The organism is Nonomuraea sp. IBHARD001 (genome assembly GCF_056106265.1).
Genome location: NZ_JBWBBW010000002.1, coordinates 5,942,983 through 5,956,435, shown reverse-complemented (window position 1 = coordinate 5,956,435; position 13,453 = coordinate 5,942,983). Strand labels below are relative to the sequence as shown.

Sequence of the window (13,453 nt, the reverse complement as noted above, 5' to 3'; positions counted from 1 at the left end):
CTGGTTGGGGGTGTCTACACGGGCAGGAGCCGTCCGGCGCCGTCGCGACGGGCGACGGCCTCGACGGCGTGACCGAGGGCGATGTCCAGGATCGACATGCCGAACGGATTGCTCAGCACGACGTCGTCGTGCGCGCCGCGACCGGGGTGCGCGCCCGTGAGCACCTCGGCGAGCGTCGCGTCGACCGCGCGGGCCCCGGGTGCGGGCTCGACGCCGGGACAGGCCTCGCCGCCGGGCGCCAGCAGGTGGCCGGTGCGGTAGAGGCGTCCGAGCAGGCGGCGGTGGTCCTGCCGTACCAGGTTCCAGTCGTCGACGACGACGAGGGCGGCGCGTTCGACCACGTCGGGCAGCACGTCGTCGAGCGAGACGTGCGCGAGCAGGCAGCCGGGCGCCAGCCAATCGAAGGGGATGTAGCCCTCGGTCGTGGTCGTCGTGGTGACGACGAGGTCGCACCCCTCCACGCAGGAGCGCGGGTCGTCGGCGACGCCGATCGTGAGCCCGTCGAGCTGTACGGCCTCGGCCAGGCGCTCGGCGCGTTCGCGGCCGAGGTCGTACAGCACGACCTCGGCGGGGCCGAGCAGCGCCAGATGGGCCTTGGCCAGGGTGCCGCAGCCGATGACGGCCACCCGCGAGGGCGGCGCGGGCAGCAGCGCGGCGGCGGTGACGGCGGTGACCGCGGCCGTGCGCGCGGCACTCAGATAGGCCGACTCCATGATCGTACGAGGCCGGGCGGTCTCGGGGTCGAACATCATCAGCAGGCCCTGGGAGCGGGCCAGGCCCATGGCCGGATTGCCGAGGCTGCCGTTGATGGTCTTGAGGCCGAGCGCGGCCCGCCCGTCGATCCACAGCCCGCCCGGCATGGCCAGGGAGCGTGCGGCGTGCCCGGCGGAGGTCTGCCAGCCGAGGTAGGCCTCGTCGGGCAGGATCGTGCGCGCGCACGTGAGCGCGTCGCGTACCAGCGAGACGAGGTCGAGTTCGGCGCAGCAGGCCAGCACCGCCTCGCGTGAGAGGTAGCGCAGCTCGGCGGGAGGGTACTCGTCGAAGGTCACGGGCAAGAGGGCTCCAAGGGTCACGGTCCCGCGCCGGTCAGATGGAAACGCACGCCTTCGGCCCGCAGCCGCGACTCGGCCGCGAGGATGAGCCGGGTGAGCCGGTGGCGCTCCAGCCAGACGTCGTCGTAGAGGGTGTCGGCATAGGTCAGGCCGCCGTCGGCGCACAGGCACAGCGGGCGGCGTGGCGGCTGGGCGCCGCCCAGGTCACGCAGGCAGGCGGCCACGACGCTGCCGCTGGAGCCGCCGAGCGCGACCCCGGTGTCGGCGCGGAAGACCCGGCACAGCGCCACGGCCTCGGCGTCGGAGACGCGGTGCGCCCGGTCGTAGGTGGCCCTGGTGAGGAAGGCCGATCGGCGGCTCGCGCCGAACCCGCTGATCAGGCGCGGCCCGGCGGAGTGCCCCGTGGCCAGCGAGCCCTCGGCGTCGACGGCCACGACCTGGATGCCGCGCCCGAGCGTGTGCAGGTGGGCGGCCACCCCGGCGAGCGTGCCGCCGGTGGAGACGGCCACGTAGACGGCGTCGAGGCCGGGCCCGCCCTGCTCGGCGATCTCCGGGCCGGTCGTGTCGTGGTGGATGAGCGGGTTGGCCGGATTGTGGTACTGGTCGGTCCATCGGTAGTGCGGGTGCTCGGTCAGCAGCCGGCGGACCTCGCGCAGGCGGGTGAGCAGGTAGCCGCCGCGCCCGTCGGGTTCGCGTACCTCGTGCAGTTCGCCGCCCGCCGCGGCCATGGTCCGGCGGGTGACGGGCGGGGTGTTGGGGTCGACGACGGCGATGAAGCGGCAGTCCAGTCCGCGCAGCAGTCCGGCCAGCGCCAGTCCGAGGTTGCCCGACGTGGACTCCACGACGACCGTGCCGGGCACGAGCGGTGACTGCCGGTCGAGCGACATGAGCAGGCCCGCGGCCGTGCGGTCCTTGACCGAGCCCGTGGGGTTGCCGCTCTCCAGCTTCAGCAGCATCACGTGGGTGCGGTCGCGTACGCAGACCTCGACGGGGACCACGGGAGTGCCCGGGATCGCCGCTCTGAGCACCTCCTGCGCGGTCGGCGGCATCAGCGCTACCTCACCAGTCCTCGACGGTTCACCAGCAGGATCAAGCCGGGCCGGAGGTTGCGGAAGGGCCTTGGCGAGTTGTCGCCAGTAGGGAAACTAGCGATTAATGCCCTGGGGCTTTTTTGGGAATGTGCACTCTTGGTCTTCACAGGTTGTCATGTTTTGTGAACATTGATCACGTGAGCCGCATAGAGTTCGGCGCCCTCGGACCGCTGGAGATCTCCATCGACGGCCGGGTGTGCTCCCCCGGTGGCAGTACCCAGCGTGCGCTGCTGGCGATCCTGTTGCTGAACGTGGGCAAGGTCGTCCCGGTCAGGGAGATCATCGACGAGCTCTGGGAGGACCCGCCCGACACCGCGCTCGGCCAGATCCAGACCCGTGTCTGGAAGCTGCGCACGATGCTCAACGGCGCCGGGGGCAAGTCGGGCGGCTCGGCGCTGGTCACCAGGCCGGGCGGCTACATGCTGCAGGCCGACAGGGAGGCGCTGGACTTCGCCAGGTTCGAGACCGGCGTGCACCGCGCCCGCACCCTGCTGGCCGAAGGCGGCGCCGAGGCCGCGGCCAGGCTGCTCGAGGACTCCCTCGCCCTGTGGCGTGGGCCCGCGTTCAGCGACGTCGAGATCGTCGGCGTGCGCTCGGCTGCGGCCACGCTGGAGGAGCTGCGGCTGCTGGCCGTCGAGGAGCGCATGGAGGCCGCGCTGGCACTCGGTGGTCACCGCAAGCTGGTGCCCGAACTGCAGGAGCTGGTGGCACGTCACCCCTTCAACGAACGGCTGCGCGGCCAGCTCATGCTCGCCCTCTACCGCTCCGAACGGCAGGCCGAGGCGCTGGAGAGCTACCGCGAGGGGCACCGGCTGATGGTCGCCGAGCTCGGCCTCGAACCGAGACGGCAACTGCAGGACATGCACCGCGACATCCTCACCTCGGCGCCCGGACTCGACCAGCCGCTCGCCGCCGTCAGGACGCAGGGGCCGCCCAGGCGCCGGGAGCTGCCGCCCGACGTGGCCGGGTTCACCGGCAGGCAGGAGGTGATCGAGGAGCTGACCGCCTTCCTGACCATCGGCGCGGCCGTGCCCTCGGTGGGGGTGATCTCGGGACGTGCGGGCACGGGCAAGACCGCGCTGGCCGTACACGTGGCGCATCTGCTGTGCGAGCGCTTCCCCGACGGGCAGTTCTTCGTCGATCTGCGGGGTCTCGGTCATCGCCCGGCCGATCCGACCGCGGTGCTGGCCAGACTGCTGCACCGGCTCGGCGTCGAGGAGGGCGAGAACCCCGCCGACACCGGCGAGCGCGGCGCGCTCTACCGCGCGCACATGGCCGAGCGCCGCATCCTGCTGGTGCTCGACAACGCCTGGAGCGAGGAGCAGGTGCGCCCGCTGCTGCCCGGCGTGCCCGGCTGCACGGTGATCGTCACGAGCAGGCGCAGGTTCGGCGGCCTGGAGAACGCCCGCTCGTTCGACCTCGACGTGCTCACCGAGCCGGAGGCCGCGCAGCTGCTCGTCTCGATCGTCGGGCACGAGCGGGCCGGCTCGGCGCAGGAGGCGCGCAGGGTGGCGCAGCTGTGCGGCAGGCTGCCGCTGGCGATCAGGATGGCTGGGGCCAGGATGGCGGGCCGTCCGCACTGGCGGCTGGCCAGGCTGATCGACCTGCTGGAGGACGAGCGCAACCGGCTCGACACGCTGTGCGCCGGGGACGTCGGCGTGCGCGCCAGCCTGGCGCTCAGCTACGACTGCGTCGACGAGCCGGCCGCCAGGCTGTTTCGGCTGCTGGGCGTGCTGGAGGCGCCGACGTTCGCCTCGTGGGTGGCGGGACCGCTGCTCGACCTCGACGACGCCAGGGCCGAAGAGGTGATGGAGCGCCTGGTCGAGGCCAGGCTGGTGGACGTCGCCCAGGTCGAGGAGGAGACGGGAACGGTCCGCTATCGCATCCACGACCTGCTGCGCCTGTACGCCAGGGACAGGGCGGCGGCGCAGGAGTGCCCGCAGGAGGTGGAGGCGGCCATGCGCAGGGTGTTCGGCCGCTTCCTGCACCTGACCGAGCAGGCACAGGCCAGGCTGCCCGGCGGCGTCGCACCGCTGGGCAGGGGCACGACGCCGAGGGTGGCGATGGCCAGGGCCGGGCTCGAACGGGTGCTCGGCGATCCGGTCGCCTGGTTCGAGGCCGAGTGGCAGACGCTGGTGAGCGTGTGCGAGCAGATGTGCGCACGCGGGCAGGACGAGGCGGCCTGGGAGCTGTGCTGCTGCCTGAGCAGGTTCCTCGAGGTGCGCTGGTATGCCGACGTCTGGCTCGGCGTGCACGCCAGGGCGCTGCGGGCGGTGCGCGAGGCGGGCAACACGCTGGGCGAGGCGCACCTGCTGCGTTCGCTCGGCGAGCGCTACCTGGACCTGGACAGGTACGCCGAGGCGATCGGCTGTCTGGACGAGGCCGCCGAGCTGTTCACCGAGCTCGGCAATGTCAGGTGCGCGGCCCATGTCCGGTGCGCGTCGGCGCTCGCCCATGCCAGGACCGGCAGGCTGGGCACCGCGTTGCGCACGCTGCGCCGTACGCTCGCGGTGTTCGTGGAGTGCGTGGACCGGGCGGGGGAGGCCAGGGCGTTGCACGCGCTCGGGTGTGTCCATCGCGACCTGGGACGCTACGAGGCGGCGGCGAGCTGTTACGACCGGAGCCTGGCCCTGTTCGCCGAGCTGGGCGACGACCTCGGCAGGGGCCTGGTGGTACGCCATCTGGGCGCACTGCACCTGGAACGCGGCGACACGCAGACGGCCAGGCCGCTGCTCGACCTGGCGCTGGTGATCTTCCGCGCCTGCGGCCACGCGGTGGGCGAGGGCTTCACGCTGGTCCACCTGGGCGCGTTGCACGGCGCCGACGGCGACAAGGCCGAGGCGCACCGCGCGCTGTCGCGTGCGCTGGACCTGTTCGTGGTGACGGGCGACAGGTACGGCAGGGCGCTGACGCTGCACCACCTCGGCGTGCGATACGCCGAGGAGGGCGAGGCGACGTGGGCGCGCGACTGCCTGGCCCAGGCGGTCAGGCTCTGGCAGGACATCGGCTTCGCCCTGTGGGAGGCGCGGAGCAAGCAGGCGATCGATGAGCTGTGATAGAGCGGGCGAAGAGAGGACGAAGAGGACAGTGTGCCGATATCGCCCTACGGTGGCGGAACGGGTCCTTCAGACGGGGTCACCACAAGGAAACCGGAGATGGATGCCATTCCCCGACGCGTACTTCCCGACCACCTGCACGTCGTGTTGCTCCAGCTGATGACAGGCGCCACCGACCAGGCTGCGAGCAATCGCCTGGGCATCTCGCCCAGGACCTACAGCCGCAGGGTCTCCGAGCTGCTCGACCACTTGGGCGTGGAGAGCCGGTTCCAGGCCGGAGCGGAGGTGATCAAGAGAGGCTGGGTCAGGCTCTGACCCTGGCGAGGAACTCCACGAGCACCCGGTTGACGAGGTGCGGCCGCTCCAGGAAACCGTAGTGGCCGCACCCCGGGAGCTCGGCGTAGGTGGCGTCGGGCATCGCCTCGGCCGCCTCCTTGACCAGCGAGGGCGGCATCAGCAGGTCGTCGGAGAAGGCCACCACCAGCATCGGCCGCCGCACCCCGCCGAGCGCGGCCCGTCGATCGCCCACCAGCGTCGCCTCGTACTGCAGCGCGGCCCCCTCTCCCTTGATCGGGAAGGCCGTCAGCACGTCCAGCCAGTCGGTCGCGACCGTGTCGTCGGCCAGGGTGCGCGGCGAGAACAGCTGCACCATCAGCGCGACCGCACTCGCATGCGGCGAGAGCGCGCCCGCCGCCCGCACCCGCTCGGCGCTCGCCTCGGTCATCGCCGTACGGAAGGCGTCGGCGCGTGCCCTGGTGCCCAGCAGCGCCGCCGCGGTGACCAGCTCGGGATGGGCCAGGGCGAGCTCCTGGCCGATGAGGGCGCCGAGCGAGGCGCCGACCACACTGACCGGGCCGTGGCCGAGCTCGCGGATCAGCCCGGCCGTGTCGGCCACCATGTCGCTCAGCAGGTAGGGGCCGGGCGGGCACTCCGAAGGCGCCGTGCCCCTGTTGTCGAAGGTGATCACCCGATGGCCGGCCTCCAGCAGGGCGGGCACCTGGTGCATGCCCCACACGCTGGAGCGCGACCCGGCCGGTGCGATCAGCAGGACGGGCGGGCCGGACCCCTGCTCCTCGTAGGACAGCTTGATCCCGTTACTCGCCACCGTCGGCATCGGCACTCCCCGTCTTGCTCCACAGACCTGTCGTCATCCTGGTCAGGGCGACGAGGAACAGCACCGCCATGACCGCCGCCGCCACCAGCACCGGTGTGCGCAGCCCGATCTCCCTGCCGCCCACGCCCTGGCCCACCGTGACCAGCAGGCCGCCCAGCAGCGAGCCCAGCGGCAACGGGCCCCACGAGATGAGCCGGTAGATGCTGTTGACCCGGCCCAGCAGGCGCTCGGGCACGATGCGCTGCCGGTAGCTGATCGTGATGATGTTCCACGCCAGGCCGAGCCCGGCGCTGAACGACAGGGCGATCGCCACCACGATCCCGCTGGAGGACAATCCCACCACGACCAGCGCCAGCGCACTGCCGATCAACGACAGCAGCAGCACCTTACGCGGCCCGAGCCTGGCCTCCAGCCACGGCGTGGACTGCGCGCCCACCATGCCGCCGACCGCGCCGACCATGAACAGCAGCCCGAACTGCAGCGCGCTCAGCCCCAGCACCTCCTGGGCGAACAGCACCTGCGTGGCCAGCGCCAGCGCGCCCGCCAGATTGACCAGGGCCAGCAGCAGCCCCAGCGAACGCAGCGCCCGATGCTCCCAGAAGAAGCGCAGCCCCTCGGCCAGCTCCCTGCGCATCGACCGCTCGCCCTCGGGCCGCTCCACCCTGGCCGTCGGCAGCAGCAGCACCAGCAGCCCGGACACCGCGAACAGCGCCGCGTCCACGGTGAACGGCACCGCCAGCATCACCCCGACCAGCAGCCCGCCCACCCACGGGCCGACGAAGACGCCCGCGACCGTGTCGGCGATGGTCAGCCTGGCATTGGCCTTCTGCAGCATCGGCCTGCTGACCAGCCGGGGCAGGATCGTCTGCGAGGCGTTCTCGTTGGCCACCGTCAGCGTGCCCAGCGCGAACGCCACCACGTACAGGGCGGGCAGCGACATGTGGCCGACGTAGAGCGCGCCCGCGACCGCGCCGACCAGCAGCGCCCGGCCCCAGTGCGTCACGGCCAGCAGCCGCCTGTGGTCCACCCGGTCGACGATCGCGCCGATCGGCAGGCTCAGCAGCAGCCACGGCAGCTCGGCCGCGCCGCCGATGAGCGCGATGAGGATCGGCTCCCTGGTCAGCGAGGTCGCCAGCCACGGGAAGGCCACCGCGCTGATGCCGGTGCCGAGATTGGACACCACGAAGGCGGCCCACAACATCCAGAAGCCCGTACCGAGCCTGCGACGTCCGCTGAGCAGGCTGGGGCTCGTCGGCGACACCACGTGTCGGCGCTCCTTCCGCGGGGACCGTCCCTCAGGCCACCGTGTACGGGCCCGCACGTCAACGGCGCTGGCGACTTGTCGCCAACAGCAGCTCATGGCCTTGCCGGGCACCCCGCCGTTTTGCAGCCTTGACCTTGCCGGTGCCCGGATGATCACATCAGGAGCGCAGCAGTGGAGAGAGATCACATCGCGATCGTCGGTATGGCCGGGAGATTCCCCGGTGCTCACGACATCGAGGAGTTCTGGCAGAACCTGGTGGCCGGGGTCGAGTCGGTCACGTTCTTCAGCGACGACGAGCTGCGCGCCGCGGGCACGCCTGACGAGCTGCTCGCGTTCCCGACCTATGTCAGGGCGGCGCCCATCGCGCCTGACACCGAGTTCTTCGAACCCGCCTACTTCGGGATGTCCACCCGGGAGGCGGAGATCCTCGACCCGCAGCACCGGGCCTTCCTGGAGGCATCGGACACCGCACTGCAGCACGCGGGCTACGACCCCTCGCGCTACGAGGCGCGCATCGGCGTCTTCGGCGGCGTGGGCATCAACCGCTACCGCGAGCTGAACGTCATCCGCAACGCCGACGCGATCAGGCTGATGGGCCACTTCGCGATCGACCTGTCGAACACGAGCGACTACGTCGCCACGCAGACCGCATACCGGCTCGGTCTGCGCGGCCCGGCGCTCACGACGCTCACCGCCTGCTCCACCTCCATGGTCGCGGTGCACACCGCGTGCCGGGCGTTGCTGGCGGGCGAGTGCGAGATGGCGCTGGCGGGCGGCGTGGACGAGCCCCTGCCGAGGATCTCGGGCTACTTCTACGAGGACGGCGGCATCTTCTCGCCCGACGGCCACGCCCGCGTGTTCGACGCCAAGGCCAGAGGCACGATCTTCGGCAGCGGCGTGGGCATCGTGGTGCTCAAGCGGCTGGCCGACGCCCTGGCCGACCGCGACACCGTGCACGCGGTGATCAGGGCCTCGGCGATCAACAACGACGGAGCGGCCAAGGGCGCCTTCGCCGCGCCGAGCGTTCCCGGCCAGGTCGCGGTCATCACCGACGCCCTGCGCAGGGCCGGGGTCGGGGCGGAGGACATCGGGTACGTCGAGGCGCACGGCACCGGCACGCTGGTCGGCGACCCGATCGAGGTCGCCGCCCTGACCCAGGCCTTCAGGGCCCAGACCGGAAGGGTCGCCGACTGCCCGATCGCCTCGGTCAAGTCGAACGTCGGCCATCTGGGCGCCGCGGCGGGCGTCACCGGTCTGATCAAGACCGTGCTCTGCCTGAGCCGCAGGGCGCTTCCCGCCAGCCTCAACTACGACGAGCCGAACCCGGCGATCGACTTCGACTCCTCGCCGTTCTATGTCAACACCGAGCTCATGCCGTGGAAGGCCAACGGCCATCCGCTGCTGGCCGGGGTGAGCTCGTTCGGCGTCGGCGGGACCAACGCGCACGTCATCCTGGAGGAGGGGCCCAGCAGGGTCGTGGCGCCTTCGGAACGCGCCTACCACCTGATCCCGCTGTCGGCCCGCACGCCGACGGCGCTCGACGCCATCGGCGCCGACCTGAGCAGGCACCTGGAGGACCAGCCGGCCGACCTGGCCGACGCCGCCAGCACGCTGGCCAAGGGCAGGACGCCGAGGGCGGCCCGGGGGTTCGTCGTGGCCCAGGACGCCGCATCGGCCGTCGAGCGGCTCGCCGCCGGGATCGTTCCCGGCCATCCCGCGCTGACACCGCCGCGCGGCGACGCGCGCGAGGTCGTGTTCATGTTCCCCGGCCAGGGCGCACAGTACGCCGGGATGGGCAAGGACCTCTACGACACCGAGCCGGTCTTCCGGGCCGAGATCGACGCCTGCGCCGAGCTCATCACCGGCTGGGACCTGCGCGAGAAGCTCTTCGGCGGCGAAGGCCTGAACGAGACGGCCGTCACCCAGCCCGCCGTGTTCGCCGTCGAGTACGCCCTGGCCGCGCTGCTGCGCTCCTGGGGCCTGCGACCGGCGGCGATGGTCGGGCACAGCATCGGCGAGTACGTCGCCGCGTGCCTGGCCGGTGTCTTCACCCGCGAGGAGGCGCTGGCCCTGGTCGTCGCCAGGGGCGCGCTCATGCAGGACCTGCCGCGCGGCGACATGCTCTCGGTGCCGCTCAGCGAGGACCTGCTCAGGCCCATGCTCGGACCCGGCGTCGACCTGGCCGCCGTCAACGCGCCCGACCAGTGCGTGGTCTCGGGACCGGCCGAGGCGATCGCCGAGTTGCGCGAGGTGCTGTCGCTGCAGGGCGTCGAGGGGCGCCCGCTGCACACCTCGCACGCCTTCCACTCGGCCGCGATGGACCCGATCCTGGAGGAGTTCGCGGCGAAGGTGGCCGAGACCGGGCCGCGTGCGCCGGGCCTGCCGTACGTCTCGAACGTCACGGGGACGTGGATCACCGCCGAGCAGGCGACCGATCCCGGCTACTGGAGTGAGCACCTGCGGCGCTGCGTGCGCTTCGGCGACGCGGTCGGCGTGCTCACCGAGGGCAGGCGCCGGGTGCTGGTCGAGGTCGGGCCGGGCCAGACGCTCACCACGCTGGCCCGCAGGCGGCTCGACGCCGACATGGCCGGGCTCGTCGTCCCCGCGATGCGGCACCCGCAAAGGCGTCAGTCCGACGTCGAGGCGCTGCTGACGGCCGTCGGCCAGGTCTGGCAGGCGGCGGGCAGGGTGGACTGGGAGGCGTTCTGGGGCGAGGAGCCGCGCTCCCGCGTGCCGCTGCCGACCTACCCCTACGAACGCCAGCGGTGCTGGGCCGAACCCGACCCCGAGTCGTTCACCGCGGCGGCGGCCGGCCCCAAGGACACCGGCCCCTACTACGTGCCGGTCTGGCGCGAGACGGCCCCGCCGCCGTCCGCACCCGCCGACACGCGCCCGTGGCTGGTCTTCACCCCGGGCCACGGCCCGGCCGAAGAGCTGGTACGGCGCCGCCGCGCGGCCGGGCTGCCGGTCGTCGCGGTGACCCCGTCGCCCGGCGAAGGCGACCTGGCGGTGGAGGCACGCGACCCGGCGGGACACGCCGCGGCGCTGGACGCCGTCTTCGCCCTGCCGGGCGCGGGCGAAGGCCGCCTGACCGTCGTGCACGGCTGGTCGGCCGCGCGGCCGGGCACGGCCGGCAGCCCGAACGGCTGGCTCGACCTCGGCTTCTACAGTGTGCTCAACCTGCTGCAGGCCCTGGCCCGCAGGAGGGACGCGCCCGAGGCCGACCTCTTCCTCGCCACGACCGCGATGAACGACGTCACCGGCCAGGACCCGGTCGAACCGGCCAAGGGCGCACTGCTCGGCCTGATCAAGCTCGTGCCCAAGGAGCTGACCGGCGTCTCGTGCAAGGGCGTCGACTTCACCGACTCCGGCGACGCCGCGGCCGACGCCGTGCGGCTGGAGGCCGAGATCGTCGCGGGTGACGCCGCCGACCAGGTGGCCTACCGAGGCCGTAAGCGCTGGGTGTGGGGCTACGACCGCATCGACCTCGAACCCTCGGGCCCGCCTCCGCTGCGCGAGCAGGGCGTCTATGTCGTCACCGGCGGTCTGGGCGGTCTCGGCCTGGTCCTGGCCAAGGACCTGGCCGAAAGGGTCGACGCCAGGCTGGTGCTGGTCGGCAGGAGCGGGCTGCCCGAGCGGGAGTCGTGGGCGGGCTATCTGGCCGCGCACGGCGACGACGACCCGGTCGCCCGCCGCATCCTGAAGGTGCGCGAACTCGGCGACAACGTGCTGGTCGTCGCCGCCGACGTGGCGGACCCCGAGGCGATGCGCGAGGTACGGCGCCGCGCCGAGGCCGCGTTCGGGCCGGTCAACGGCGTCTTCCACGCGGCGGGCGTCTCCGGCGGCGGCATGCTGGAGACCCGCTCGGCCGAGGCGGCCGAAGGGGTGTTCGCCCCGAAGGTCGGCGGCCTCTACGCCATCGAGGAGGTGTTCGGCGACGAGCTCGACCTGCTCGTGCTGTACTCCTCGATCGCCGTCATCTCGGGCGACTTCGGCCTCGGCGACTACTGTGCGGCCAATGCCGTCATGGACGCCTACGCCCATGCCAGGGCGGGCGGCCGTACCCGTGTGCTGTCGATCAACTGGCCGATCTGGTTCAACATCGGCATGGCGCACGACACCTACGCGCCGGCCCTGCTGACCGACTTCGAGCGCGGCGACAGGTACGAGGCGGTCGAGCACCCGCTGCTCGACAGCAGGCTGCACCAGCTCTACTCCGACGAGATCGTGTTCGTGAAGCGGCTGTCGGAGGCCGACTGGGAGGTCGACGAGCACCGCCTCGAAGGCCTGCCGACCATGCCGGGCACCGGGCTCGTGGAGATCATCAGGGCCGGGTTCGAGCTCGGCACCGGCCACGCGCTGATGGAGATCAAGGACGTGGTGTTCATGCGTCCGCTGACCTTCGAGCACAGCCGCAACGTCAAGGTGGTCTACCGGCCCGACGGCGACGGCGGCTACCTGGTCACGGTCGCCGACGCCGAGGACGGCGGAGGCGGGACCGAGTACACCAGGGCCAGGGTCAGGCGCGCGCCCGACGAGCCCGCCCCCGTGCACGACCTGGGCACGCTGCGCATCCTGTGCGACGTGCTGGACACCCCCTCCTACGACCCGGCGATCGGCGGCCTGACCGTCGGCCCGCACTGGGACAACATCAGGGGCAGGTGGCGCGGCGAGGACGCCGAACTGGTCCTCGTCGAGCAGCCGGACGCCTTCGTGGCCGAGCTGCCCGGCTACGGCCTGCACCCGGCGATGCTGGACAGCGCCAACGCACTCGGCCAGGCCATCGCGGCCGACGCCCGCTTCCTGCCGTTCGGCTACGACCGCATCGTGGTGCGCGGGCAGCTGCCCGGACGGATCTTCAGCCACATCCGCCACCGTGACGACACCACGGGCGACATCACCCGCAGCGACATCACCATCATGGACGCGGACGGCCGCGAGCTCGTCCTGGTCGAAGGCTTCACGCTGCTGGCCTATGACTCGGGCGGCGCGGCCGAGGCGATGGCGCCGACCGGCTCCGACAGCGGGCTCGTCATCGCCGCAGACGGCCAGGAGAGCGCGGGCGCGTCCGCCGCCGCCGACCTGGAGCTGCGGCTGCTGCGCGAGGCCGACCTGGAGTTCGGCATCCACCCCGAGGCCGGATCGGCCGCACTCTGGCAGATCCTCGACAGCGGTGTGCACCCGCAGCTCATCATGTGCCCCGACGGCCTGGGCGAGCGGCTGCGCAGGGCGGCGGGCGTCACCAGGGAGGCGCTGCGCGAGCAGATGGCCCAGGCCCCGCAACGGGCCGCCGCCGTCACCGCGCGCAACCTCGCCACCCCGTACGTGGAGCCGGTCACCGCGGCGCAGCGGGCCCTGGCCGAGTTCTGGCAGGACTCGCTCGGCGTCGACAAGGTCGGCGTCGACGACGACTTCTTCGACCTCGGAGGCAACTCGCTGATCGCGGTCCAGCTCGTGGCCAGGATCAGGGAGCACTTCAGGACGGAACTCGCCGTCGCCGTGCTGTTCGAGTGCAGGACCACGCGCAACCTCGCCGCCGACATCGAGGCCACGCTCGCCGAGCAGGTGGCCGGGATGTCGGACGAGGAGGCCGCGGCCCTGCTGGCCACGCTCGAATAGCCCGCCGTACCCACCGCACCGCATTCACCCCGTGAGCAAGAGGAGACAGGCGTGTTCGAGGACGACGACGACCGCGAGTACACGGTCGTGATGAACCACGAGGAGCAGTACTCCATCTGGCCGGTGCACAGAACCGTGCCCGCCGGATGGAGCGAGGTCGGCAGGACCGGCCCCAAGGCCGAGTGCCTGACCTACATCGAAGAGGTGTGGACCGACATGCGGCCCAAGAGCCTGCGCGAGCGGATGGGCGGCTGACC

Annotated in this window: 8 protein-coding genes; 4 read left to right on the top strand and 4 right to left on the bottom strand. The window is 72.2% G+C overall.

Annotation, left to right across the window (positions count from 1 at the left end):
• Window positions 1-14: 14 nt before the first annotated feature.
• Together ACTWNK_RS29140 and ACTWNK_RS29135 are read right to left on the bottom strand one after the other, a co-directional pair.
• A complete protein-coding gene (locus tag ACTWNK_RS29140) occupies window positions 15-1,049 on the bottom strand; it encodes an ornithine cyclodeaminase family protein (protein WP_474311012.1) in 1,035 nt (344 codons plus the stop codon).
• Between the two features lie 20 nt (window positions 1,050-1,069).
• A complete protein-coding gene (locus tag ACTWNK_RS29135; protein ID WP_474307741.1) occupies window positions 1,070-2,101 on the bottom strand; it encodes a pyridoxal-phosphate dependent enzyme in 1,032 nt (343 codons plus the stop codon).
• Between the two features lie 179 nt (window positions 2,102-2,280).
• Between ACTWNK_RS29135 and ACTWNK_RS29130 the strand changes: the two genes are divergently transcribed.
• Together ACTWNK_RS29130 and ACTWNK_RS29125 are read left to right on the top strand one after the other, a co-directional pair.
• Complete coding sequence (locus ACTWNK_RS29130) at window positions 2,281-5,199, top strand: AfsR/SARP family transcriptional regulator (RefSeq protein ID WP_474307740.1); 2,919 nt, start codon at window positions 2,281-2,283, stop codon at window positions 5,197-5,199.
• A gap of 99 nt (window positions 5,200-5,298) precedes the next feature.
• On the top strand, window positions 5,299-5,514 hold the full coding sequence (locus ACTWNK_RS29125) for a helix-turn-helix domain-containing protein (RefSeq protein WP_474307739.1): 216 nt from the start codon (window positions 5,299-5,301) through the stop codon (window positions 5,512-5,514).
• Here the strand turns inward: ACTWNK_RS29125 and ACTWNK_RS29120 are convergent.
• Together ACTWNK_RS29120 and ACTWNK_RS29115 are read right to left on the bottom strand one after the other, a co-directional pair.
• A complete protein-coding gene (locus tag ACTWNK_RS29120) occupies window positions 5,504-6,313 on the bottom strand; it encodes an alpha/beta fold hydrolase (RefSeq protein ID WP_474307738.1) in 810 nt (269 codons plus the stop codon). The two genes, ACTWNK_RS29125 and ACTWNK_RS29120, sit on opposite strands and share 11 nt — an antisense overlap.
• The gene (locus ACTWNK_RS29115; RefSeq protein ID WP_474307737.1) at window positions 6,294-7,577 is read right to left on the bottom strand and encodes an MFS transporter; all 1,284 of its coding nucleotides are present in this window, start codon (window positions 7,575-7,577) and stop codon (window positions 6,294-6,296) included. The genes ACTWNK_RS29120 and ACTWNK_RS29115 overlap by 20 nt, the downstream gene beginning before the upstream one ends.
• Window positions 7,578-7,748: 171 nt before the next feature.
• On the opposite strand from ACTWNK_RS29115, the gene ACTWNK_RS29110 reads away from it, so the two are divergent.
• A complete protein-coding gene (locus tag ACTWNK_RS29110; protein WP_474307736.1) occupies window positions 7,749-13,196 on the top strand; it encodes a type I polyketide synthase in 5,448 nt (1,815 codons plus the stop codon).
• Window positions 13,197-13,247: 51 nt separating this feature from the next.
• Window positions 13,248-13,451: an MbtH family protein gene (locus tag ACTWNK_RS29105; RefSeq protein WP_474307735.1), complete on the top strand. Its 204-nt coding sequence runs from the start codon at window positions 13,248-13,250 to the stop codon at window positions 13,449-13,451.
• Window positions 13,452-13,453 lie beyond the last annotated feature (2 nt).

What these genes read in the sequence shown, in the direction of transcription:
- ACTWNK_RS29120 (WP_474307738.1), bottom strand. Translation starts at nt 6,313, where the DNA reads ATGCCGACGGTGGCGAGTAACGGGATCAAGCTGTCCTACGAGGAGCAG.
- ACTWNK_RS29135 (WP_474307741.1), bottom strand. Translation starts at nt 2,101, where the DNA reads ATGCCGCCGACCGCGCAGGAGGTGCTCAGAGCGGCGATCCCGGGCACT.
- ACTWNK_RS29125 (WP_474307739.1), top strand. Translation starts at nt 5,299, where the DNA reads ATGGATGCCATTCCCCGACGCGTACTTCCCGACCACCTGCACGTCGTG.